The sequence below is a fragment of the Streptomyces sp. NPDC043685 genome (genome assembly GCF_056436585.1).
This window is the reverse complement of sequence record NZ_JBWKCH010000004.1, coordinates 192,254-212,527: the sequence shown is the minus strand read 5'-3', so window position 1 is coordinate 212,527 and position 20,274 is coordinate 192,254. Positions and strand designations below refer to the sequence as shown.

Sequence of the window (20,274 nt, the reverse complement as noted above, 5' to 3'; positions counted from 1 at the left end):
CGGCATGCGAGACATCCGGCAGGGCATGCGCCGTGGTGCCGAGCGCATCACCAGGGACACCCCGCCCGGCCGGGACCGGGCCGTGGACGCCCTGCGGGCCGCCGCCGTCCTCGGGGTCGTCCTCGGGCACTGGCTGGTCACGGCCCTGGTCTCGGACGGCCGCACCCTGCGCACGGCGAGCCCCCTCCAGCACATGCCCTGGCTGGCGCCCGTCTCCTGGATGTTCCAGACACTCGCGGTGTTCTTCCTGGTCGGGGGCCATGTCGCCACCCGCGGTCTCGCCTCGGCCCGGGCCCGCGGTGTGCCGTACCGGCAGTGGCTGACGAGCCGCCTCACCCGGCTGTTCAAGCCGGTCGCCGCCATCCTCGTCCTGTGGACGGTCGCGGCGCTCGCCCTGCTGCTGTCGGGCGCCGAGTTCGGCACGGTCCGCACCTTGGTGAAGCTGGCCCTGTCCCCGCTGTGGTTCCTCGTGGTGTTCGCGGGCCTGACGGCGGCGACCCCGCTGCTCACCCGGCTCAACCCGCTCTGGCCGCTGGCCGTCGTACTTCACGTGGACCTGCTCCGCTTCGGCCTGGGCGGTCCCGCCTGGCTGGGCTGGGTGAACGTGGTGGCCGCCTGGACGGTGCCCTACACGCTGGGCGCGGCCTGGACCCGTGGTGAGCTGGAACGCCGCCGCGCGGGCTGGCTCCTGCTGGGGGCCGGGGCGGCGGCGACCGCGGGCCTCGTCGCATGGGCGGGTTATCCGGCGTCGATGGTCGGCGTCCCGGGCGAGGGCGTGTCCAACCTGTACCCGCCGACGCTGGCCGTCGTCACCTTCGGCCTGGCCCAGTGCGGCCTGGCCCTGCTGCTGCGCGAGCGGCTGCGGCGGGCGATGCGCGGGCCCGTGGCGTGGGCGGCGGTGGCGCTGCTCAACCTCTCCGTGATGACCGTCTTCCTCTGGCACCAGACGGCCCTGATGGCCACGACGGCCACCGGTCTGCTCGCGGGCCGGCTGCCCGGCCTGCACACCGTGCCCGACGGACTCGGCTGGGTCGGGGCCCGGCTGTTGTGGCTGCCGGTGTTCGTGCTCGCCCTCGCGGTCTGCTGGGCCGCCTTCCGGTCCTTCGAGCAGGGCGGTGGCGGCCGGGGCCGCAGGTCGCGGGTGGTGCGGGCGCACCGGCCGTCCGACCGGGGCACAGCGGCGAAGGCCCGTCATGTCTAGGCTGAGCCGCGTGAAGGACTCGGGGGTGGGCCGCGCGCTGCGAGCGCGCTTCAGGGGCTGGCTGCGGGGTGTGCGCGAAGACCTGTGGACCCTGCGCGCGGACCCGCTGCCGCCCTCCACATGGCTGCGCTGGCTGCCGCACGGGCTGCTGTGCCTGGCCGCGTTCGGCATCACGGTCGGCGGCGCCGGGGACATGGCGGACAACGGCCATCTCGGTTCCGGACTCGCCCTCCTGGCCGGGGTCGGGCAGGGCGGCGCCGTGGTGCTCGGGCTGTGGCGGCCGGTACCGGCGTGGTGGCTGTCCCTGGGGATGTTCGTCCTGGTCGCCGTCACGGTGCGCACCCGGGTGGGCTTCGGCCCGGAGACCTACACCTGGCCCTGGACCGCAGCGGGCATCATCGCCGAGCTGCTCGTGCTGCTGCTGCTCGCGCTGCGGGTGCCCACCCGGGCGGCGGTGGCGGCTCTGTCGGTGACCGCGGCCGTCACCTACGTCTTCGAGCACGTGTGGACCGCGGGACCCTACGACACCACCGGTGTGCTCGCGATCTCCCTGTTCACCGTCGTCGTGATACTGGCCGGCGCGCTGCGCGGGCGGCGCGAGGCCCGGGCGCAGCTCGTCGAGCAGACCACGCTCACCGCCGAGGAGCGCGCCCGGCGCACCCTGCTGGAGGAGCGCAGTCGCATCGCGCGGGAGCTGCACGACGTGGTGGCCCACCACATGTCGGTCATCTCCATCCAGGCGCAGGTCGCCCCGCATCTCGTCGAGAACCCGCCCGACGAGCTCAAGGACAACCTCGCGGGCATCCGGCAGAACGCGCTGGAGGCCCTGACCGAACTGCGCCGGGTGCTGGGCGTCCTGCGTTCGGAGCACCCCGGGCCGGGCGAGCCGTTCGCGGGCCCGGGGGACGCGTTCACACCGCACGCGCCGCAGCCCACGCTCGACCGGCTCGAGGCGCTGGTGGAGAACACCCGGGCCGCCGGCCGCGAGGTCGTCACCGACATCAGCGGCGAGCGGCGCCCGCTGCCGCCCGGCGTGGAGCTGTCGGCGTACCGGATCGTGCAGGAGGCGCTGAGCAACGCCCTGCGGCACGCGCCGGGCGCGCGGATCACGGTCCGCCTCGCCTACCAGCCGGACGGCGTCGAGGTGGAGATCGTCAACGGCCGCCCGACCGCGCCCCCGCCCCCCTCGACAGGGGCGGGCCACGGCCTGCTCGGCATGCGGGAACGGGTCGCGATGCTCGGCGGCACCATGACGGCGCACCCGTGGCACTGGGACGGCTTCAAGGTCACCGCCTTCCTCCCGGACACCCCGCCCGCCGGCACCCCCGGCACCGACCACCCCACGGCCCCCCAGGGAGGGATTTCATGACGAGCGGCACCGGCGACCCCATCCGGGTTCTCATCGTCGACGACCAGGCGATGGTCCGGCAGGGCTTCACCGTGCTGCTCGGCATCCAGCCCGACATAGAGGTCGTCGGCGAGGCGAAGGACGGCGCGGGCGGCATCGCGAAGGCCGCCGAGACCGCCCCCGACGTCGTCCTCATGGACATCCGCATGCCCGGTATCGGCGGCATCGAGGCGACCGAGCGCATCACGGCCGCACACCCGGACATCAGGGTGCTGGTGCTCACCACCTTCGACCTCGACGAGTACGTGTACGACGCGCTGCGTGCCGGGGCCTCCGGGTTCCTGCTGAAGGACGCCTCGTCGGAACAGCTCGCCGAGGCGGTCCGGGTGGTCGCGGCCGGGGAGGCGCTGCTCGCCCCGGTCATCACCCGCAAGCTGATCGCCGAGTTCTCGCGGCTCGACGGCAGGCCCCGCGCCCCCCTCAAGGAGCGCGTCGGCGACCTCACCGAGCGGGAGACGGAGGTGCTCGCGCTGATCGCGCAGGGCCTGTCGAACGCGGAGATCGCCCGGCATCTGTTCGTGGCCGAGCAGACGGTGAAGACCCACGTCGGCAGGATCCTGGTGAAGCTCGGCCTCAGGGACCGCACCCAGGCGGCGGTGTTCGCCTACGAGTCGGGGCTGGTGCGGCCCTCCGGCTACTGAGGGCGGCGCCGGTCCCCCCTGGTGGCTCCCGTAGTACCTGAGAGGGACCCCGTATGACCCCTCTCACTGGGGACGACCGCGATCCCGGCCTACGCCTACCGTTCTGTACGTGACCGAGACGACTCACATGCAGACCACGCCGCCAGGGGGCGGGGCCAAGCCGCGCAGTCCGGAGTACCGGGTGGCGGTGGACTCCCTGCGCGGGCTGCGGCAGGACCTCATCCACGACGCGTTCGCCTACCGGCCGCTGCCGGGCCGGCGCACGGACGGGCGGCTCGTGCGGCGGCTGCCGGGGCGGCTGCGGGTGTACGCCGCGTGGCTCCCGCACGCCGTGATCGGCGTGGCGGCCCTGATCACCCTGGCCGCCTCCACGGTCGACTCCGGCGGCCCGGCCGTGCTGCTCGGTCTGCTCTGCGTGGTTCCCGTGCTGCTGACCATGGTGCGGCCGGTCGCGGCGTTCTGGGCGTCCATGGTCTCCACCCCGTTCGCCTCCGTGCTCGGCAGCCGCTGGGGCGAATGGCCCTGGGCCGCGGGCAGCTTCGCCTGCCATCTGACCGTGCTGACGGTCGTGGCGATACGCACCCGGCCGCGCACGGCAGCATGGATGTGGGTGCTGACGGCGCTGTACGCCCTCATCGCCGACACCGGCATAGGCCCGACGTACTACGAGTACGGCAGCAACGCCGCTTCCATGCTGGTCATATCGGCCCTGGTCCTGCTGTGCGTCACCGTCTGGCACATCCGCCGCCACGCGGAGGAGGAGGTCACCGCCCAGCAGACGGTCACCGCGCACGAGCGCTCCCGCCGCACCCTGCTGGAGGAGCGCACCACCATCGCCCGGGAGCTGCACGACGTCGTCGCGCACCACATGTCGGTGGTGGCCATCCAGGCGGAGGCCGCGCCCTACCGGGTGGACAACCCGCCCCCGGAGCTGGAGAAGGCGTTCGCCACGATCCGGGAGAACGCGGTGGCGGCCCTGACCGAACTGCGCCGCGTGCTGGGCGTCGTCCGCGCCGAGGACTACGAGGTCCCGGACGCGCCGCAGCCCACGCTCGCCGACCTGGACGGGCTGCTGGCCAATGTGCGGGACGCCGGGCTACCGGTGGACAAGGTGGTGACGGGAGCGGTCCGCGAGCTGCCGCAGGGCGTGGAGCTGTCGGCGTACCGGATCGTGCAGGAGGCGCTCAGCAACACCCTGCGGCACGCTCCGGGCGCGACGGCCCGCGTCGAGGTGGGCTATGTGCTCGGCGGCCTGGGAGTGCGCGTCGTCAACGGCCCGCCGCCCCACCCGCACCTGATCAAGCCCTCGCCCGGCGCCGGACACGGCATCACGGGCATGCGCGAGCGGGTGTCGATGCTGAACGGCGAGATGACGGCGGGCGGCACGGACGACGGAGGTTACGAGGTGACGGTGTTCCTGCCGGTCGCCCTGCCGGACGAGGGTGACGCATGACCATCCGCGTCCTGATCGCTGACGACCAGATGATGGTGCGCGAGGGCTTCTCGGTCCTGCTGAACGCGATGCCGGACATCGAGGTCGTCGGCGAGGCGGTGAACGGCCGGGAAGCCGTCACCAAGGTCCGCGAGCTCGCCCCGGACGTGGTGCTGATGGACATCCGCATGCCCGAGCTGAACGGCATCGAGGCGACCCGCGAGATCGTCGCCGCCGACGGCGCGGCGAGGGTGCTGGTGCTCACCACCTTCGACCTCGACGAGTACGTGTACCAGGCGTTGCGCGCCGGTGCCTCCGGCTTCCTCCTCAAGGACGCCTCGGCCCGCCAGCTCGCCGACGGGGTGCGCGTGGTCGCGTCGGGGGAGGCGCTGCTGGCCCCGTCGGTGACCAGGCGGCTGATCACCGAGTTCTCCAAGCTCTCCGCGACGCCGCGCCTGATGCCCTCCGCGCAGGCGGCGTACGGGGACCTCACCGACCGGGAGACGGAGGTGCTGGTCCTCATCGCGCAGGGCCTGTCGAACTCGGAGATCGCGGAGCGGCTGGTGGTCGCCGAGTCGACGATCAAGACCCACGTCAGCCGGATCCTGGTGAAGCTGGGCCTGCGGGACCGTACCCAGGCGGCGGTGTTCGCGTACGAGGCACGGCTGGTGACGCCCGGGTAGCCGCCCCCGGGCGGCCGGGGGGTGACGTGGAAAGCGCGTTTTCCCCTCGGCCACTTGAAGGAAGACCCTGGTCAGGGACGGGGTTGTGGGGCTAGCGTCCCGGCATGGCTGCATTCGACCCGTGGGACCCGGCCTTCCTCGCCGACCCGTACCCCGCCTACGCCGAGCTGCGTGCCCAGGGCCGCGTGCACTACTTCGAGCCCACGAACCAGTGGCTCGTTTCGCACCACGCGGACGTCTCGGCACTGCTGCGCGACCGGCGCCTCGGCCGGACGTACCAGCACCGGTTCACGCACGAGGAGTTCGGCCGCAGCGCGCCCCCGCCGGAGCACGAGCCGTTCCACACGCTCAACGACCACGGGATGCTCGACCTGGAGCCGCCGGACCACACCCGGATCCGCCGTCTGGTGTCGAAGGCGTTCACGCCGCGCACGGTGGAGCGGCTGAAGCCGTATGTGCGGGGGCTGGCCGACGCGCTGGTGGCGGATCTGGTCGCGGCGGGCGGCGGTGACCTGCTGAAGGACGTCGCGGAGCCGCTCCCGGTCGCGGTGATCGCCGAGATGCTGGGCATCCCGGAGTCCGACCGGGCCCCGCTGCGCCCCTGGTCGGCGGACATCTGCGGGATGTACGAGCTGAACCCGTCCGAGGAGACGGCGGCGCGGGCGGTGCGGGCGTCGGTCGAGTTCTCCGACTATCTGCGCGAGCTGATCGCGGCCCGCCGCAAGGAGCCGGGCGAGGACCTCGTCTCCGGCCTCATCGAGGCCCACGACGAGGGCGACCGCCTCACCGAGCAGGAGATGATCTCCACCTGCGTCCTGCTGCTCAACGCCGGCCACGAGGCCACGGTGAACGCCACGGTCAACGGCTGGTATGCCCTGTTCCGCAACCCCTCCCAGCTGGAGCTGCTGCGCTCGGACCACACGCTCGTCCCCTCCGCGATCGAGGAGCTGATGCGCTACGACACCCCGCTCCAGCTGTTCGAGCGCTGGGTCCTGGACGACATCGAGATCGCCGGCACGACCATCCCCCGGGGCGCGGAGATCGCCATGCTCTTCGGCTCCGCCAACCACGACCCGGAGGTGTTCCGGGACCCGTCCGGCCTCGACCTCACCCGCGCGGACAACCCGCACATCTCCTTCAGCGCGGGCATCCACTACTGCATCGGCGCCCCGCTGGCCCGGATCGAACTGGCGGCCTCGATGGGCGCCCTGCTGGACAGGGCCCCGACCCTCCGCCTCGCCACCGAGCCGGAGAGGAAACCGAACTTCGTGATCAGGGGCTTGGAGGGGCTGACCGTCGAGGTGGGCTGATCACCGGCTAGGTGGTCATGTCCCGCCGCCGCAGCCCCGCCAGCCCGCCCGCGACCAGTGCCACCGCCAGCCCGGTCAGCGCCAGCAGCGGCCCCCACCGTACGGAGCCGCCCGGCAGCTTGGGCAGGTGGCCGAACGGGGAGAGGTCCAGCACCGCCCGCGGTACGTCCAGCGCGGGCCCGACCCAGCCGATCAGCAGTGCCGCCCCGGCGATGCCCCAGGCCGCCATGGCCGCCCGGGGCAGGACCCCGTACAGCAGCACCGCCAGCCCGCCGATCACCCACACCGCCGGGAGCTGCGCCAGACACGCGACCAGCACCGGGCCGGTCCGCCTGCCGTAGCCGACGGCGAAACCCAGCCCGGCCAGCAGCATGATCAGGGTGGCGCCGCCGAAGGCGATCAGCAGATGGCCGGCGGCCCAGCGCAGGCGGCCGACGGCGTTGGCCAGCACCGGCTCCGCCCGGCCCGAGGTCTCCTCGCCGTGCAGACGCAGCACCGACGCCACGATGTACAGCGCCGCGACCAGGCCGAGCATGCCGATCATCGACGCCAGGAACGCGTCCGTCAGGCCGGAGTGGCCGCCCATCCGCTCGAAGACCTTCCGGGCGTTGTCGTTGCCGCCGACCAGGTCCGCCGCACCCTCGGTCATGCCGCCGTAGACGACCCCGGCCAGGAAGAATCCGATGCCCCAGCCGAGCACACCGCCCCGCTGCAACCGCCAGGCCAGGGCGCCCGCGCTGCCCAGATCGCCGGACGCCGGGCCCGGCCGGGTCGGCAGGAAGCTCATGCCGAGGTCCCGGCGGCCGGCCAGCGCGTAGGCCGCCAGGCCCTGGAGGACCACCGCCCCGGCGAACAGCACCAGCACCCACCAGCGCTCGGCGGCGTAGGGCCGCAGGTTCTCCAGCCAGCCCAGCGGCGACAGCCAGGTCAGGACCGAGGAGCCTCCTCCGGCGCCGGAAGCCGGGGAGGTGCCCCCGTCCGTGGCCGAGTCGCCCGCCGCGCGCAGGACGAACGCGGCCCCGAGCACCGCCGCCGTCAGGCCGCGCGCCAGCCGCGCGCTCTGCGTCAGCTGGGCGACGATCGCCGCCATCGTGGCGAAGACCATCCCGGCCCCGGCGACCCCGAGTCCGAGGGCCAGTGCCCCGGTGCCGCCCTGGCCGGCCAGTCCGGCCGTCAGCAGCAGTGCCAGCACCCCGTTCGCGACCGCCGCCCCCAGCAGGGCCGCCGTCAGGGAGGCCCGGCGGCCCACCGTCCCGGACGCCACCAGCTCCTGACGGCCGCTCTCCTCCTCGTCCCGGGTGTGCCGCACGACGACCAGCAGGCTCATCACGGCCGCCAGGGCACCGGCGTAGAGGCCGACGCGCCAGGCCGTCAGGGCGCCCAGCGAGTCGCCGAAGACCGGGCCGACCATCGCCCGCAGCGAGGAGTTGGTCTCCACCTGCCGGACCAGGTCCGCGCGTGCGGCGGGAGTGCCGTAGAGGCCCTCCAGCGTGCTCGGCATGGAGAGGACCATCAGCGCGGTCACCGCGATCCAGACGGGGATCAGGAGCCGGTCGCGGCGCAGGGCGAACCGCAGCAGGGTGCCCGTGCCCGCCAGGTGACGTGCGCCGCCGGGCCGCGCCGCGAAGGCCGTCATCGGGCGCCCGCCTCGGCCGTGCCGTCCTGGTAGTGGCGCAGGAACAGCTCCTCCAGCGTCGGCGGTGTCGACGTCAGCGACCGCACGCCCGAGGCGCTCAGCGACCGCAGGACGCCGTCCAGCCGCTCGGTGTCGACCTGGAGGCGGACGCGGTGCCCCCGCACCTCCAGGCCGTGCACGCCCGGCAGCTCCGCCAGGCCGTCGGGCGCGCCCGCGAGTTCGGCGACGACGCTGGTGCGCGTGAGGTGGCGCAGGTCGGCGAGCGAGCCGCTCTCGACCGTACGGCCCTTGCGGATGATGCTCACCCGGTCGCACAGCTGCTCGACCTCGCTGAGGATGTGGGAGGAGAGCAGGACCGTGCGGCCCCGGTCGCGCTCCTCCTCGACGCAGGCCCGGAAGACCTCCTCCATCAGCGGGTCCAGGCCCGAGGTCGGCTCGTCCAGGATGAGCAGGTCGACGTCCGAGGCGAACGCGGCGACCAGGGCGACCTTCTGCCGGTTGCCCTTGGAGTAGGTGCGGCCCTTCTTGGTGGGGTCGAGTTCGAAGCGCTCGGTCAGCTGTGCGCGGCGCCTTCGGTCGAGTCCTCCGCGCAGCCGGCCGTAGAGGTCGATGACCTCGCCGCCGGAGAGGTTGCGCCACAGCGTCACGTCCCCGGGGACGTAGGCGATGCGGCGGTGCACCTCGACCGCGTCCTGCCACGGGTCGCGGCCCAGGACCTGTGCGGCGCCCGAGTCGGCGCGCAGCAGACCGAGCAGGACCCGGATGGCGGTGGACTTCCCGGCGCCGTTGGGGCCGAGGAAGCCGTGGACCTCGCCGGTGGCGACTTCCAGGTCGAGTCCGTCGAGCGCGTGGGTCCGTCCGAAGGACTTGTGCAGTCCGGAGACGGTGATGGCCTTCGTCACGCTTCAGAACGTACGCGACTTTCAGAAATTTGTGAAGGTTAGGAACAGTGTGAACCGCGCTTAGGATGGGCCCCATGACGCAATCAGCCGGGAGCGGCCGGGACGCGGAGGCCGTGTCGAGGTTCGTGGAGTCCTTCGCGGCGCAGCTCGTCGAGGCGGGGATGGCGCGCATGCCGGCCCGGGTCTTCGCGGCGCTGCTGTCCTCGGACGAGGGCTCGATGACCTCCGCCGAGCTGGGGGAGCAGCTGCGGATCAGCCCCGCGGCGGTCTCCGGCGCGGTGCGCTACCTGGCCCAGACGCACATGGTCTCGCGCGAGCGGGAGCCCGGTTCGCGCCGGGAGCGCTACCGGGTGCACGGCGATCAGTGGTACGAGGCCCTGACCAACCGCGACGCCGTCCTCAAGCGCTGGGAGGCCGCCCTGCGCGAGGGCGTCGCCGGCCTCGGCGCCGGCACCCCGGCGGGCCGCCGCCTCACCGAGACCCTGGCGTTCTTCGAGTTCATGGAGGGCGAGCTCGCGGGGCTGATGGAACGCTGGCGCGTGCACCGGGCCAGGATCTTCGGGCCGGACGCCGGGGCCTGACTCACCGCCCCGACGGCACCGTCAGCCCCCACGCTCCTTCCCGCACCACCCACGTCCGGGTGCGCACCGGCCCCGAGACCACGGTGTCCGCGCGGTAGCGGAAGTGCGCCCCGGACACCGTCACCGTCCGACCCTCCGCGAGCAGCGGCGAGGCCTCCGCGCCCACCGACACCGGTCTGACCTCCACCGACGCCAGGCCCGCCGCGGAGGGTGCCACCGACACCGCCTCCACCGGCTGGTTCAGGTCCACGAGGGTCTCCCCGTCCACCTCGACCCGCAGCCGCGACGGCCCCGGCTCGGGCGCGGCGGCGGGCCGGGACGGACGGTTGACCGGCACCAGGGTCCGCACCAGGGACTGGCAGGTCCGCAGCCACGGGCGGCCCGGCACGTGCCCCGGGTCCGGCTCTGCCTGCGGGCCGGACCAGGCCGGGGCGGGCGACAAGGGCGGTATCCGCAGCGCGCCGAGCACCACCCCGTCGCTGTCGTCGACCATCAGGTCCATCCGCCGCTCGACCCCGTCGAGCACCGCGCGCGCCGCCGCCACCGTCCCCGCGGGCACGCCCAGGGACCGGGCCAGGGCCTGCGCACTGCCGACCGGCACCACCGACAGCGCGCATCCGGCCAGCTCCCGGTGGCGGTGCAGCAGCGCCACCGCGCGGATCAGGGCCCGGTCGTCGCCCACCACCACCGGTCGCCGCGAGCCCCGCCGGGCCAGTGCCCGCGCGAATTCCTCCGGCCCGTCCGGCAGGCACAGCTTCATGCCGGCACCCGCGCCGAGCACGTCTTTCGCGATCCTGACGGACTCGCCGTCCGACCGACGGGCGCCCGGGTCGACCACCACCAACAGCTGCTCGGACGTCGCGGAAGTCGCCACCTCGGCCATGCCTCGCTTCCTCGGGTAGCATCTTTGTGCAAGAGCCCCTTGCGCTATTGCGCCAGGGGCTTCGTCTATTCCGGGGCATCCGGTCCGACGGTTGGCCGCCAACGGCGGTCGCGGTGCACGCGGCTGTGATCCTCCGCGTTCGCCCTCGACCATGGACATGCCCCGCCCGGAAGGGGTGTACGCGCGTGCCCGCACTTGTGCTGCTCGGTGCTCAGTGGGGTGACGAAGGCAAGGGAAAGGCCACCGACCTGCTCGGTGGTTCCGTGGACTATGTGGTGCGCTACCAGGGCGGCAACAACGCCGGCCACACGGTGGTCGTGGGTGATCAGAAGTACGCACTGCACCTCCTCCCTTCCGGAATCCTGTCTCCCGGCTGTACGCCGGTCATCGGTAACGGCGTCGTCGTCGACCCGTCGGTCCTGCTCTCCGAGCTGAGCGGTCTGAACGAGCGTGGCGTCGACACGTCCAAGCTCCTCCTCAGCGGAAACGCGCACATCATCACGCCGTACAACGTGACGGTGGACAAGGTGACCGAGCGCTTCCTCGGCAAGCGGAAGATCGGCACCACCGGGCGCGGCATCGGCCCGACCTACGCCGACAAGATCAACCGCGTCGGCATCCGCGTGCAGGACCTCTACGACGAGTCGATCCTCACGCAGAAGGTCGAGGCGGCCCTCGACGTCAAGAACCAGATCCTCACCAAGCTCTACAACCGGCGCGCGATCGCCGTGGACCAGGTCGTCGAGGAGCTGCTGGCCTACGCGGACAAGCTCGCGCCGTACGTCTGCGACACCGTCCTGGTGCTGAACCAGGCGCTGGAGGAGGACAAGGTCGTCCTGTTCGAGGGCGGCCAGGGCACGCTCCTGGACATCGACCACGGCACGTATCCCTTCGTGACCTCGTCGAACCCGACCGCGGGCGGTGCCTGCACCGGCGCCGGTGTCGGCCCGACGAAGATCAGCCGGGTCATCGGCATCCTGAAGGCGTACACCACCCGCGTCGGCGCCGGTCCGTTCCCGACCGAGCTGTTCGACGAGGACGGCGAGGCACTGCGCCGCATCGGCGGGGAGCGCGGTGTCACCACCGGCCGTGACCGCCGCTGCGGCTGGTTCGACGCGGTCATCGCCCGCTACGCGACCCGTGTGAACGGTCTGACCGACTTCTTCCTCACCAAGCTCGACGTCCTCACCGGCTGGGAGCAGATCCCGGTCTGCGTGGCGTACGAGATCGACGGCAAGCGCGTCGAGGAGCTCCCGTACTCCCAGACCGACTTCCACCATGCCAAGCCGGTCTACGAGATGCTCCCGGGCTGGTCCGAGGACATCAGCAAGGCGAAGTCCTTCTCCGACCTGCCGAAGAACGCCCAGGCGTACGTGAAGGCGCTGGAGGAGATGTCCGGCGCCCCGATCTCCGCGATCGGCGTGGGCCCGGGCCGCGACGAGACGATCGAGATCAACTCGTTCCTCTGACCGGTCACCCTCCGCGCAGGCCGCCCCCCGTTCCCGCGGGGGGCGGCCCGCGTTCTCCCGGCGGGAGAGTTGCCGGGAACCGGCATACGCTGAAGCCATACCCCCGCGTGCGTCGACCAGGAGAAGGTGAGTGCGATGCGCGTCATGCTCAAGGCGTCCATGGACACGGAGAAGGCCAACGAGGCCATCCGCAACGGCACCCTGGGGAAGCTGATCCAGGAGTCGCTGGAACAGATCAAGCCCGAAGCGGCCTACTTCACGTCCGACCACGGCAAGCGCACCGCTTTCCTGGTCTTCGACATGCAGGACAGTTCGCAGATGCCGGTGCTCAGCGAGCCCTTCTTCCTCCACCTCAACGCGGAGATCACCTACACGCCGGTGATGAACGTCGAGGACGTGCAGAAGGGCCTCTCCCAGCTGGGCCGCTGAGCCGCCGGCTCAGCTGAAGACGATCATCGATCCCTGGGCGAGACTGCGGGTCACGGCCGCGTGCAGCCCGAGCCAGACGTGCCGCTCACGGGCGAACGGGCTCGGGTCGTACGGGGCGGGAACGGCGGGCTCCTCCAGCTCCGTCGGGGCGAGTGGCGGCTGGGGGGCCGCCGGCGGGTTGGCCGGGTCGATGCCGAGCGCAGGGGCGACGACCTCCAGCTCCCGCAGCAGGGCGTGCGAGGAGCCCAGCGGGCCGCCGCCCGCGAGGAGGTCGTCGTCCGCGAGCGGGCTGGGGAAGTCGACCGGGACGTAGGCGCCCGCGTGGTCGTAGTGCCAGACCAGGTGGGACTGCTGGGCCGTCGACTCGAACATCTCCAGCAGCTGCTCGTAGTCGCCGCCCAGTTCGTCCACGGGCGTCACCGGCAGGCCGCACACCTGGAGCAGGTAGGCGCGGCGCAGGAAGTGCAGCGCGTCGTAGTCGAAGCCCGCGACCGGGGCGACGTCACCGGTCAGGCCCGGCATGTACTGGTACACCGGCACCGGCGGCAGACCGGCCTCCGCGAGCACCTTGTTGTATTGCGCGAGTTCCTCGGCGAAGGGGTTGTCCGGCGTGTGGCACAACACGTCGACGAGCGGTACCAGCCACAGGTCACAGGCCAAAGAAGGCTCCTCGCTCAGCGCGGTGGTCGGGTAGCACGGTGGTCAAGAAGGGTAGCGGTGCGACACGGTCACGGCTCCCGCCGTGCCTGTCCCATACCCACACGGGCAGCGGCGACTCGGGTCATCGAGAGGCGAGCCGCTCGATCAGGTCGAGCGAGTGCGCGTTGTACGCGGCGATGATCGCCCGGGCGGCGTCGTTGTCGCGGTCGATCAGGGCGTCCACCAGCCGGGTGTGACCGGCCCACAGCTCGCCGCGCAGATCGGTCAGCCGGCGCAGGTGCTGCACCGCGCAGACCCAGGTCTGGACGCGCAGCCGGTGCAGGAAGTCGGCGAGGTAGGGATTGCCGAAGCAGGCGCCGAGCTCGCGCCAGAAACGCAGGTCGTAGCCGATCAGGACGGAGAGATCACCGGCGGCGGCGGCCCGCTGCGCCTCCTCGCCGCGCCTGCGGACCCCCGCGACGACGGCGGCGGACCGGGGATCGTCCGGCCGCACCGCGTTGGGGCGCCCCTCGGTCAGCGCGACGAACATGCCCTCGATGACCAGGTCGCGGGCCTCGATCATGCCGCGGAAGTCCTCGACCGAGTACTCGTGGACCCGGAAGCCGCGGTGCTGGTCGGCTTCGAGCAGCCCCTGGGCGGAGAGGTCGACGAGCGCCTCGCGCACCGGCGTCGCGGACACCCCGTACTGCTCGGCGATCTCCTTGACCGTGAACTCCTGCCCCGGCTGGAGCCGCCCGGCCAGCACCTCGTCACGAAGCGCGTCGGCGATCTGCTGTCGCAGGGTGCTGCGCGTCACGGCGCCGTTGCCGGTGCTGGCGGGCATGGTCAGGGCGTCTCCCTCGTCGCGTTCGGGTGGCGTGCGCGTATATGTCTACGAGCACGCCACCTTACGCGTTCGAATGAGTCGCGAGAATGTCGGTTACTGACGGGTTTACAGCTCTTTACTCGGTGTGCTCGTCCGCCACCGACAGCGCCGCGTCCAGGGCCGCGAGGCCCTCCTTCAGCTCCGCCTCGCTGATGTTGCAGGGCGGCACCACGTGCGTCCGGTTCATGTTCACGAACGGCCACAGCCCGCCCTTCTTCGCGGCGGCGGCGAAGGCGGCCATGGGTGCGTTCGCCTCACCGGCCGCGTTGTACGGCACCAGCGGCTCCCGCGTCTCCCGGTCGCGGACCAGCTCCAGTGCCCAGAACATGCCGACGCCGCGCACCTCGCCGACGCTGGGGTGCCGCTCGGCCAGTGCCCGCAGCTCCGGCCCGACGACGGACTCGCCGAGGCGCGCGGCGTTCTCGACGACGCCCTCCTCCGCCATGACGTTGATCGTCGCCACCGCGGCCGCGCAGGCCAGCGGATGCCCGGAGTACGTCAGACCGCCCGGGTAGGGCCGCTTGCCGAAGGTCTGCGCGATCGCGCCGGAGATCGCCACTCCGCCCAGCGGCACATAGCCGCTGTTCACGCCCTTGGCGAAGGTCAGCAGGTCGGGGGTGACGTCGAACAGGTCGGCGGCGAACCACTCACCGGTGCGCCCGAACCCGGCCATGACCTCGTCCAGGACGAAGACGATGCCGTGCCTGTCGCAGATCTCCCGCACCCCGGCGAGATAACCGGGCGGCGGGACCATGATCCCGGCCGTGCCCGGGATCGTCTCCAGGATGATCGCCGCGACCGTCGAGGGCCCCTCGAAGGCGATCGTCGTCTCCAGGTGCTCCAGCGCCCGCGCGCACTCCTGCTCCTCGGTCTCGGCGTAGAAGCGGGAGCGGTAGAGGTAGGGCGCCCAGAAGTGCACGACCCCGGCCGTGCCGCTGTCGGAGGCCCAGCGGCGCGGGTCGCCGGTGACGTTCACGGCCTGCTGGGTGCCGCCGTGGTACGAGCGGTACGCCGAGAGCACCTTCGGGCGGCCGGTGTGCAGCCGGGCCATCCGGATGGCGTGCTCGACGGCGTCGGCGCCGCCGTTGGTGAAGAAGATCTTGTCCAGGTCGCCCGGCGTCCGCTCGGCGATCAGCCGGGCCGCCTCCGACCGCGCCTCGACCGCGAAGGCGGGCGCGAACGTCGTCATCCTCGCCGCCTGCTCCTGGATCGCCGCGACGACCTTCGGGTGCTGGTAGCCGATGTTCGTGTAGACCAGCCCGCTGGAGAAGTCGAGGTAGCGGCGGCCGTCGTAGTCCCAGAAGTGCGACCCCTCGGCACCGGCGACGGCGAGCGGGTCGATGAGCTCCTGAGCGGACCAGGAGTGGAACACGTGGTCACGGTCGGCGGCCTTGACGGCGGCACCGGCTTCGGGGTTCGGCTGAGGGGTCATGCGGGCGAGCGTAGGCGCGGGGGAGAGGGCGGTGAAATCGGCGGCCTGTCTGGCGTCGGCGGCATTCCGCGACAGGTTGTCCACGCGGGACAAGGCATCTTGACAGCATGCTGCCCAGTCGACAGAATGCTGTCATAAACGCACGGGACCGAGGAGGAGCCATGAACGCCACCACCGGCAAGCCCGTCCATCTCGCCGTCTACGACACCCTCGCCGACTGGGAGACCGGCCACGCCACGGCCCAGCTCGCCCGCGCCGGCCACGAGATCCGCACCGTCGGCCCGGCCACGACCCCCGTGCGGAGCCTCGGCGGCCTGCGCATCCAGCCCGACCTGGCACTGGAGGACCTGCGCCCCGAGGACAGCGCGCTGCTGATCCTCCCGGGCGCCGACCTCTGGGACACCTCGGACGACCTCGCCCCCTTCGCCCGCACCGCCCGGGCCTTCCTGGACGCGGGCGTCCCGGTCGCCGCCATCTGCGGCGCCACCGCCGGGCTCGCCCGCGAGGGCCTGCTCGACGACCGCGACCACACCAGCGCCGTCTCCTTCTACCTGGCCGCGACCGGCTACGCGGGCGGCGGACGCTACGTCGAGGCCGACGCCGTCACCGACGGCGGGCTGGTCACCGCCGGCCCGACCGAGCCCGTCGCGTTCGCCCGGGAGATCCTCCGGCTGCTCGGGGTCTACGAGGGCGAGGTGCTGGACGCCTGGTACCGGCTGTTCCACGACTCCGACCCGGCGGCCTACGGGGTGCTGGAGAAGGCCGGCGCCCTGTGAGTCGCGAGCGTCAGGACCTGCTCAGCCGCAGCGCGCTCGGGGTGTTCCGGCTCAACGGCCAGTTCCTCGCCGTCGCGGAGGAGCTGGCCCGGCCCGCCGGGCTCACCGCCGCCTGGTGGCAGGTGCTCGGCGCGGTCCTCGGCGAACCGCTGCCGGTGTCCGGCATCGCCCGCGCCATGGGCATCACCCGGCAGAGCGTCCAGCGCGTCGCCGACCTGCTGGTGGAGCGGGGCCTCGCGGAGTACCGGCCGAACCCGGCCCACCGCCGCGCCAAGCTCCTCGCGCCGACCGATGAGGGCCGCGCGGCCGTCGCCCGGATCGACCCCGGGCACGCGGCCTTCGCCGACCGGCTGGCCGAGGCGTTCGGGGAGACGGAGCTGGCGGAGGCGGTACGGATGCTGGAACGGCTGTCCAAGGTGCTGGACCAGGCAGGTCCGCCTGTTACGGAACCGTAGACGTCGGCCAGGTCGCCCTGCTCCGGCCCGCCACTATTCTCGATCTGTTGCTCACGTACGGGGGAAGGCGGCTGAGCGATGGAGAAGCTGGGGCCCGGGGATCCGCTGGGGGTGCCCCCAGGCGTTGAGCACTGGGGGAGTATTGGCGCCTACCGGCTGCTGGCGCGGCTCGGTGCGGGGGGTATGGGGCACGTCTATCTGGCCCGCTCCGAGCGGGGCCGCACGGTCGCCGTGAAGCTGGTCCGTGAGGAACTCGCCGCGCAGGAGGAGTTCCGGGAGCGGTTCCGGCAGGAGGTGCGGGCCGCGCGGCGGGTCGGCGGGTACTGGACGGCGCCGGTGCTGGACGCCGACACCGAGGCCGCCGTGCCGTGGGTCGCCACCGGGTACGTCGCCGGGCCGAGCCTCCAGCAGGTCGTCGGGCGCGATCATGGTGCCCTGCCCGAGCGGACGGTCCGCATCCTCGCGGCCGGGCTCGCGCACGCGCTCAAGGACATCCACGCCGCCGGGATCGTCCACCGCGACCTCAAGCCGTCCAACGTGCTGGTCACCATCGACGGCCCGCGCGTCATCGACTTCGGCATCGCCCGCGCGCTGGAGACCGTGACGGACGGCGGGCTCACGCGCACCGGCGCGCTCGTCGGATCCCCCGGTTTCATGGCGCCCGAGCAGGTGCGGGGCGATCGCATCACCCCGGCGTGCGACGTCTTCTGCCTCGGTTCGGTCCTCGCCTACGCCGCGACCGGCGCCCTGCCCTTCGGCACCGCCAACAGCGGTGTGCACGCCCTGATGTTCCGCATCGCCCAGGAGGAACCGGACCTGACAGGCGTGCCCGAGGGCATCGCCGACCTGGTCCGGGACTGCCTGCGCAAGGACCCCGCCGCCCGGCCCTCCCTCGACCGCGTCCTGGAACGCACGGGCGCGGACGACACCGTCGCGGACGGCCGCGCCCTCGATCCGTGGCTGCCGAGCGCCCTCGTCGCCCAACTGGGGCGGCACGCGGTGCGGTTGCTGGACGCGGAGGAGCCGGAGGGGGCCGGCTCTCCCGCGGGGTCGGCCTCCGGCCACGGGGGCGGCGAGCGCCCCGGAGCACAGCCCACCGGCCGGCCCGCCCCTGACGCCTCCACACCGCCGGGCTCTGCGGGGGCCGCCGGTCCTGGTTCTGCCGTACCGCCGGGCTCTGCGGGGGCCGCCGGTTCTGGTTCTGCCGTGCCGCCGGGCTCTGCGGGGGCCGCCGGTCCTGGTTCTGCCGTACCGCCGGGCTCCGCCGGGGCCGCCGGTCCCGGCCCTGCCACACCGCCGGTCCCCGCCGACGCTCCCGGCTCGGGTGCCGTGACACCGTCGGCCTCCTACGGGAGCCCGGGTGCCGTGACACCCCCGGCCGCCGCCGGGGCCCCCGGCCCCGGCGCCGTACCGTCCGCCCCCTCCGGCGGACCCGGCCCCACCCCCGAGCACGCTCCCGCCGCCGACGAGTCCTCGCCGCGCCCCACGACGCCGCCCCCGCCGGGTCTGCCGGGGGAGGGGCCGTCGGTGAACCATCTGCCCACCATGGTCGCGGGGCAGAGCGTGCCCCCGGCGCCCGGGCGACTGCCGGGCGCCGCCGCCCCGTCCCACCCGCGGATGCAGACGCCCGCGCCCCCGTACCCCGCCTACGGCTACCCCCAGCAGCACCCCCAGCCCCACCCCGCCTACGGCGGCCTCGGCTCCACCCCGCCCTACGGCCCGCCGCCGTACGGCACGACCCCGCCGTACGGTCCCCCGCAGCCGCAGCGGGGGAGAGACGGCCGTTCCACCGTGCTGCTCGTGGTGATCGCCCTGGTCGTGGCGCTCGCCGCGGGCGGGTCCGTGTACGCGCTGATGCAGGGCGGTGGCGACGACCGGGCCGACGGCGGCCCCGATCCCACGCAGGGCACGAGCGCGCCGCCGACCACGCCGGGCCCGTCCCCGACGACCTCGCAGGACGCCTCCCCCTCCCCGGCGGACGGCACGATCCCGACCGGGTACCTCGGCACCTGGACCACGGCCATCGACAACGCCGACGGCGAGCACAGCCGTTCGCTCACCCTCCAGCAGGGCGAACCGGGCGACACGGTCCTGTCCCTCGTGGCCGACGGCCCGACCAAGGACGGCGGCACCTACCACTGCGTCTTCGAGGGGCGGTTGACCGCGGAACCCGGCACCGACGGCGCGCTGAGCATCGGCCCGACCACCGTGAAGGTCGGACAGCCCCGCACCGCCTGCACCCCGGGCGCGGCCACCGAGGTGACCCTCCTGTCGGACGGCACGCTGGAGCGCGTGAACACCAGCAGCGGGGAGCGGCTGACGTACACGAGGCAGTGACCAACTGGACCTGGCGCCGGGGCCGTTGAACGTCCGGCGAATTCCGGCCGACGACAACAGGATGGATGCTCGCACGGCCGTACGGTGACCGGACGGCCGCCGGCGACCGGGCGAAACGGGACTCCGAGGGCTCCCCGCCGGTCGTGGCGCTGTCGGACGGCCCCAAGCCGGCCGGTCTGCCCGAACTGCGGGCAAACCGGGTGGCGGTGTCCGTCTTCGCGCTCGTGGTCAACGACGACGTGAGGCTGACGAACCATAGGGCCGCAGTTTCGCCGCGGCGGCGGACGGAGGGCCGCCGGCTCCCCTCACCGCGGCTCGGGCGGTCGCTGCCGGGGCATGTTCGGCCGCGTGCCCCCCGCCGGGGGCACGGCGAACCGCCCGTTCACCCCCACCTCGGTCCCACGCCCCGGCCCGGGGAACGTCACCGCCTGCAGACCCACCGGCGCGGTACCCCCGGACCGGAACTCGCCCATCCAGTCCGCCGTCTCCACCCGCACCAGCTCCGTCACGTCCTCGGAGAACCTCCGCAGCACCCCCAGGCACCGCTCGGCGGCCTCGCCGGCCGTGCCCTCCGCCGGTCCCAGCACCTCCCGCACGCTCTCCGCCGCCCAGTCGAACTGCAACGCCTGGAGCCGCCGCTGCACGGCCTGGGCGGTGGCCACGTCCCGCATCCACCCGGACGTCACGCCGAAGTACCGGTCGACGGCCACGCACGCCGCCCCCGCCAGCAGCGCCAGGCACCCCCAGGGCGCGGTCCCGCCCGCGACACCGGTCAGGTCCAGCACGGGCAGCGCGACCCCGGTGACCGCCCCGGTCGCCGCCCCGCAGCGCAGCACCCGCGCGCACCGCCGCTTCCACACCCGGTCCACGAGATACCAGGCCGCCGTCCGCAGCGCCCCCCGCTCCACCCACCGGTACAGCTCGTCCAGCCGGACCGCCGGCTCGCCCCAGTCCCCGAGCGGGAAGACCCGCCCGGTCAGATCGCCGGGCCGCAGCCCGGCCGCCGTCTGCTCGCCCCGCCCGTCCTGAGGCGGCCCCTCGGGCTGCATCTCCGGCTGACCCACCCGGCACTCCTCACTGACCACGAATGACCACGTACGGTTCACTCACCGATCACGCTGCGCGATGGACGAAAGCCCGCCTCCCGAACGCGCCCGACCCTTCCTACCCCCCA

The 20,274-nt window shown here is 73.2% G+C and carries 19 protein-coding genes; 12 read left to right on the top strand and 7 right to left on the bottom strand.

What is annotated here, in order from left to right:
• Nucleotides 1-4 precede the first annotated feature (4 nt).
• From AC0665_RS14400 to AC0665_RS14375, 6 genes are all read left to right on the top strand, one after another.
• A complete protein-coding gene (locus AC0665_RS14400; RefSeq protein ID WP_478603675.1) occupies nt 5-1,201 on the top strand; it encodes an acyltransferase family protein in 1,197 nt (398 codons plus the stop codon).
• Nucleotides 1,194-2,570 carry a sensor histidine kinase gene (locus tag AC0665_RS14395; protein ID WP_478705095.1) on the top strand — a complete coding sequence of 459 codons (1,377 nt, stop codon included), beginning with the start codon at nt 1,194-1,196 and terminating at the stop codon, nt 2,568-2,570. The genes AC0665_RS14400 and AC0665_RS14395 overlap by 8 nt, the downstream gene beginning before the upstream one ends.
• The gene (locus AC0665_RS14390; RefSeq protein WP_468408468.1) at nt 2,567-3,250 is read left to right on the top strand and encodes a response regulator; all 684 of its coding nucleotides are present in this window, start codon (nt 2,567-2,569) and stop codon (nt 3,248-3,250) included. Before AC0665_RS14395 ends, AC0665_RS14390 begins: the two co-directional genes overlap by 4 nt.
• A 109-nt stretch (nt 3,251-3,359) precedes the next feature.
• Nucleotides 3,360-4,703, top strand: coding sequence for a sensor histidine kinase (locus tag AC0665_RS14385; protein ID WP_478705094.1), 1,344 nt, complete (start codon nt 3,360-3,362; stop codon nt 4,701-4,703).
• A complete protein-coding gene (locus AC0665_RS14380; RefSeq protein WP_468408472.1) occupies nt 4,700-5,365 on the top strand; it encodes a response regulator in 666 nt (221 codons plus the stop codon). The genes AC0665_RS14385 and AC0665_RS14380 overlap by 4 nt, the downstream gene beginning before the upstream one ends.
• 104 nt (nt 5,366-5,469) lie before the next feature.
• On the top strand, nt 5,470-6,675 hold the full coding sequence (locus AC0665_RS14375) for a cytochrome P450 (RefSeq protein WP_478603368.1): 1,206 nt from the start codon (nt 5,470-5,472) through the stop codon (nt 6,673-6,675).
• Between the two features lie 7 nt (nt 6,676-6,682).
• Here the strand turns inward: AC0665_RS14375 and AC0665_RS14370 are convergent, their stop codons facing one another.
• Together AC0665_RS14370 and AC0665_RS14365 are read right to left on the bottom strand one after the other, a co-directional pair.
• A complete protein-coding gene (locus tag AC0665_RS14370) occupies nt 6,683-8,311 on the bottom strand; it encodes an ABC transporter permease (RefSeq protein ID WP_478603371.1) in 1,629 nt (542 codons plus the stop codon).
• Nucleotides 8,308-9,213 carry an ABC transporter ATP-binding protein gene (locus AC0665_RS14365; protein ID WP_468634919.1) on the bottom strand — a complete coding sequence of 302 codons (906 nt, stop codon included), beginning with the start codon at nt 9,211-9,213 and terminating at the stop codon, nt 8,308-8,310. Before AC0665_RS14365 ends, AC0665_RS14370 begins: the two co-directional genes overlap by 4 nt.
• Nucleotides 9,214-9,287: 74 nt before the next feature.
• On the opposite strand from AC0665_RS14365, the gene AC0665_RS14360 reads away from it, so the two are divergent.
• A complete protein-coding gene (locus tag AC0665_RS14360) occupies nt 9,288-9,794 on the top strand; it encodes a GbsR/MarR family transcriptional regulator (RefSeq protein ID WP_468408480.1) in 507 nt (168 codons plus the stop codon).
• A 1-nt stretch (nt 9,795) separates the two neighbouring features.
• Here the strand turns inward: AC0665_RS14360 and AC0665_RS14355 are convergent, their stop codons facing one another.
• Nucleotides 9,796-10,677 carry a diacylglycerol kinase family protein gene (locus AC0665_RS14355; protein ID WP_478603373.1) on the bottom strand — a complete coding sequence of 294 codons (882 nt, stop codon included), beginning with the start codon at nt 10,675-10,677 and terminating at the stop codon, nt 9,796-9,798.
• A 185-nt stretch (nt 10,678-10,862) separates the two neighbouring features.
• On the opposite strand from AC0665_RS14355, the gene AC0665_RS14350 reads away from it, so the two are divergent.
• Together AC0665_RS14350 and AC0665_RS14345 are read left to right on the top strand one after the other, a co-directional pair.
• Entirely contained in the window at nt 10,863-12,146 is a 1,284-nt protein-coding gene (locus AC0665_RS14350) for an adenylosuccinate synthase (protein ID WP_468408484.1), read from the top strand.
• Nucleotides 12,147-12,281: 135 nt separating this feature from the next.
• Complete coding sequence (locus AC0665_RS14345; protein WP_468408486.1) at nt 12,282-12,575, top strand: hypothetical protein; 294 nt, start codon at nt 12,282-12,284, stop codon at nt 12,573-12,575.
• Between the two features lie 9 nt (nt 12,576-12,584).
• On the opposite strand, the gene AC0665_RS14340 is transcribed toward AC0665_RS14345, so the two are convergent.
• From AC0665_RS14340 to AC0665_RS14330, 3 genes are all read right to left on the bottom strand, one after another.
• Entirely contained in the window at nt 12,585-13,235 is a 651-nt protein-coding gene (locus AC0665_RS14340; protein WP_363117515.1) for a hypothetical protein, read from the bottom strand.
• 121 nt (nt 13,236-13,356) lie between these two features.
• Entirely contained in the window at nt 13,357-14,058 is a 702-nt protein-coding gene (locus AC0665_RS14335; RefSeq protein WP_363117516.1) for a GntR family transcriptional regulator, read from the bottom strand.
• A 118-nt stretch (nt 14,059-14,176) separates the two neighbouring features.
• Nucleotides 14,177-15,532 carry an aminotransferase class III-fold pyridoxal phosphate-dependent enzyme gene (locus AC0665_RS14330; protein WP_468408488.1) on the bottom strand — a complete coding sequence of 452 codons (1,356 nt, stop codon included), beginning with the start codon at nt 15,530-15,532 and terminating at the stop codon, nt 14,177-14,179.
• A gap of 161 nt (nt 15,533-15,693) precedes the next feature.
• On the opposite strand from AC0665_RS14330, the gene AC0665_RS14325 reads away from it, so the two are divergent.
• The 3 genes from AC0665_RS14325 (at nt 15,694) to AC0665_RS14315 (ending at nt 19,100) form a co-directional block, all read left to right on the top strand.
• Entirely contained in the window at nt 15,694-16,308 is a 615-nt protein-coding gene (locus AC0665_RS14325) for a type 1 glutamine amidotransferase family protein (RefSeq protein WP_478508290.1), read from the top strand.
• The gene (locus tag AC0665_RS14320) at nt 16,305-16,763 is read left to right on the top strand and encodes a MarR family winged helix-turn-helix transcriptional regulator (protein ID WP_468408492.1); all 459 of its coding nucleotides are present in this window, start codon (nt 16,305-16,307) and stop codon (nt 16,761-16,763) included. The genes AC0665_RS14325 and AC0665_RS14320 overlap by 4 nt, the downstream gene beginning before the upstream one ends.
• Before the next feature lie 78 nt (nt 16,764-16,841).
• Nucleotides 16,842-19,100 carry a serine/threonine-protein kinase gene (locus AC0665_RS14315; protein ID WP_478705093.1) on the top strand — a complete coding sequence of 753 codons (2,259 nt, stop codon included), beginning with the start codon at nt 16,842-16,844 and terminating at the stop codon, nt 19,098-19,100.
• A gap of 305 nt (nt 19,101-19,405) precedes the next feature.
• On the opposite strand, the gene AC0665_RS14310 is transcribed toward AC0665_RS14315, so the two are convergent.
• Nucleotides 19,406-20,164: an SLATT domain-containing protein gene (locus tag AC0665_RS14310; protein WP_478705092.1), complete on the bottom strand. Its 759-nt coding sequence runs from the start codon at nt 20,162-20,164 to the stop codon at nt 19,406-19,408.
• Between the last annotated feature and the right edge of the window lie 110 nt (nt 20,165-20,274).

What these genes read in the sequence shown, in the direction of transcription:
- AC0665_RS14400 (WP_478603675.1), top strand. Translation starts at nt 5, where the DNA reads ATGCGAGACATCCGGCAGGGCATGCGCCGTGGTGCCGAGCGCATCACC.
- AC0665_RS14395 (WP_478705095.1), top strand. Translation starts at nt 1,194, where the DNA reads ATGTCTAGGCTGAGCCGCGTGAAGGACTCGGGGGTGGGCCGCGCGCTG.
- AC0665_RS14390 (WP_468408468.1), top strand. Translation starts at nt 2,567, where the DNA reads ATGACGAGCGGCACCGGCGACCCCATCCGGGTTCTCATCGTCGACGAC.
- AC0665_RS14380 (WP_468408472.1), top strand. Translation starts at nt 4,700, where the DNA reads ATGACCATCCGCGTCCTGATCGCTGACGACCAGATGATGGTGCGCGAG.
- AC0665_RS14375 (WP_478603368.1), top strand. Translation starts at nt 5,470, where the DNA reads ATGGCTGCATTCGACCCGTGGGACCCGGCCTTCCTCGCCGACCCGTAC.
- AC0665_RS14370 (WP_478603371.1), bottom strand. Translation starts at nt 8,311, where the DNA reads ATGACGGCCTTCGCGGCGCGGCCCGGCGGCGCACGTCACCTGGCGGGC.
- AC0665_RS14360 (WP_468408480.1), top strand. Translation starts at nt 9,288, where the DNA reads ATGACGCAATCAGCCGGGAGCGGCCGGGACGCGGAGGCCGTGTCGAGG.
- AC0665_RS14355 (WP_478603373.1), bottom strand. Translation starts at nt 10,677, where the DNA reads ATGGCCGAGGTGGCGACTTCCGCGACGTCCGAGCAGCTGTTGGTGGTG.
- AC0665_RS14345 (WP_468408486.1), top strand. Translation starts at nt 12,282, where the DNA reads ATGCGCGTCATGCTCAAGGCGTCCATGGACACGGAGAAGGCCAACGAG.
- AC0665_RS14335 (WP_363117516.1), bottom strand. Translation starts at nt 14,058, where the DNA reads ATGCCCGCCAGCACCGGCAACGGCGCCGTGACGCGCAGCACCCTGCGA.
- AC0665_RS14330 (WP_468408488.1), bottom strand. Translation starts at nt 15,532, where the DNA reads ATGACCCCTCAGCCGAACCCCGAAGCCGGTGCCGCCGTCAAGGCCGCC.
- AC0665_RS14325 (WP_478508290.1), top strand. Translation starts at nt 15,694, where the DNA reads ATGAACGCCACCACCGGCAAGCCCGTCCATCTCGCCGTCTACGACACC.
- AC0665_RS14315 (WP_478705093.1), top strand. Translation starts at nt 16,842, where the DNA reads ATGGAGAAGCTGGGGCCCGGGGATCCGCTGGGGGTGCCCCCAGGCGTT.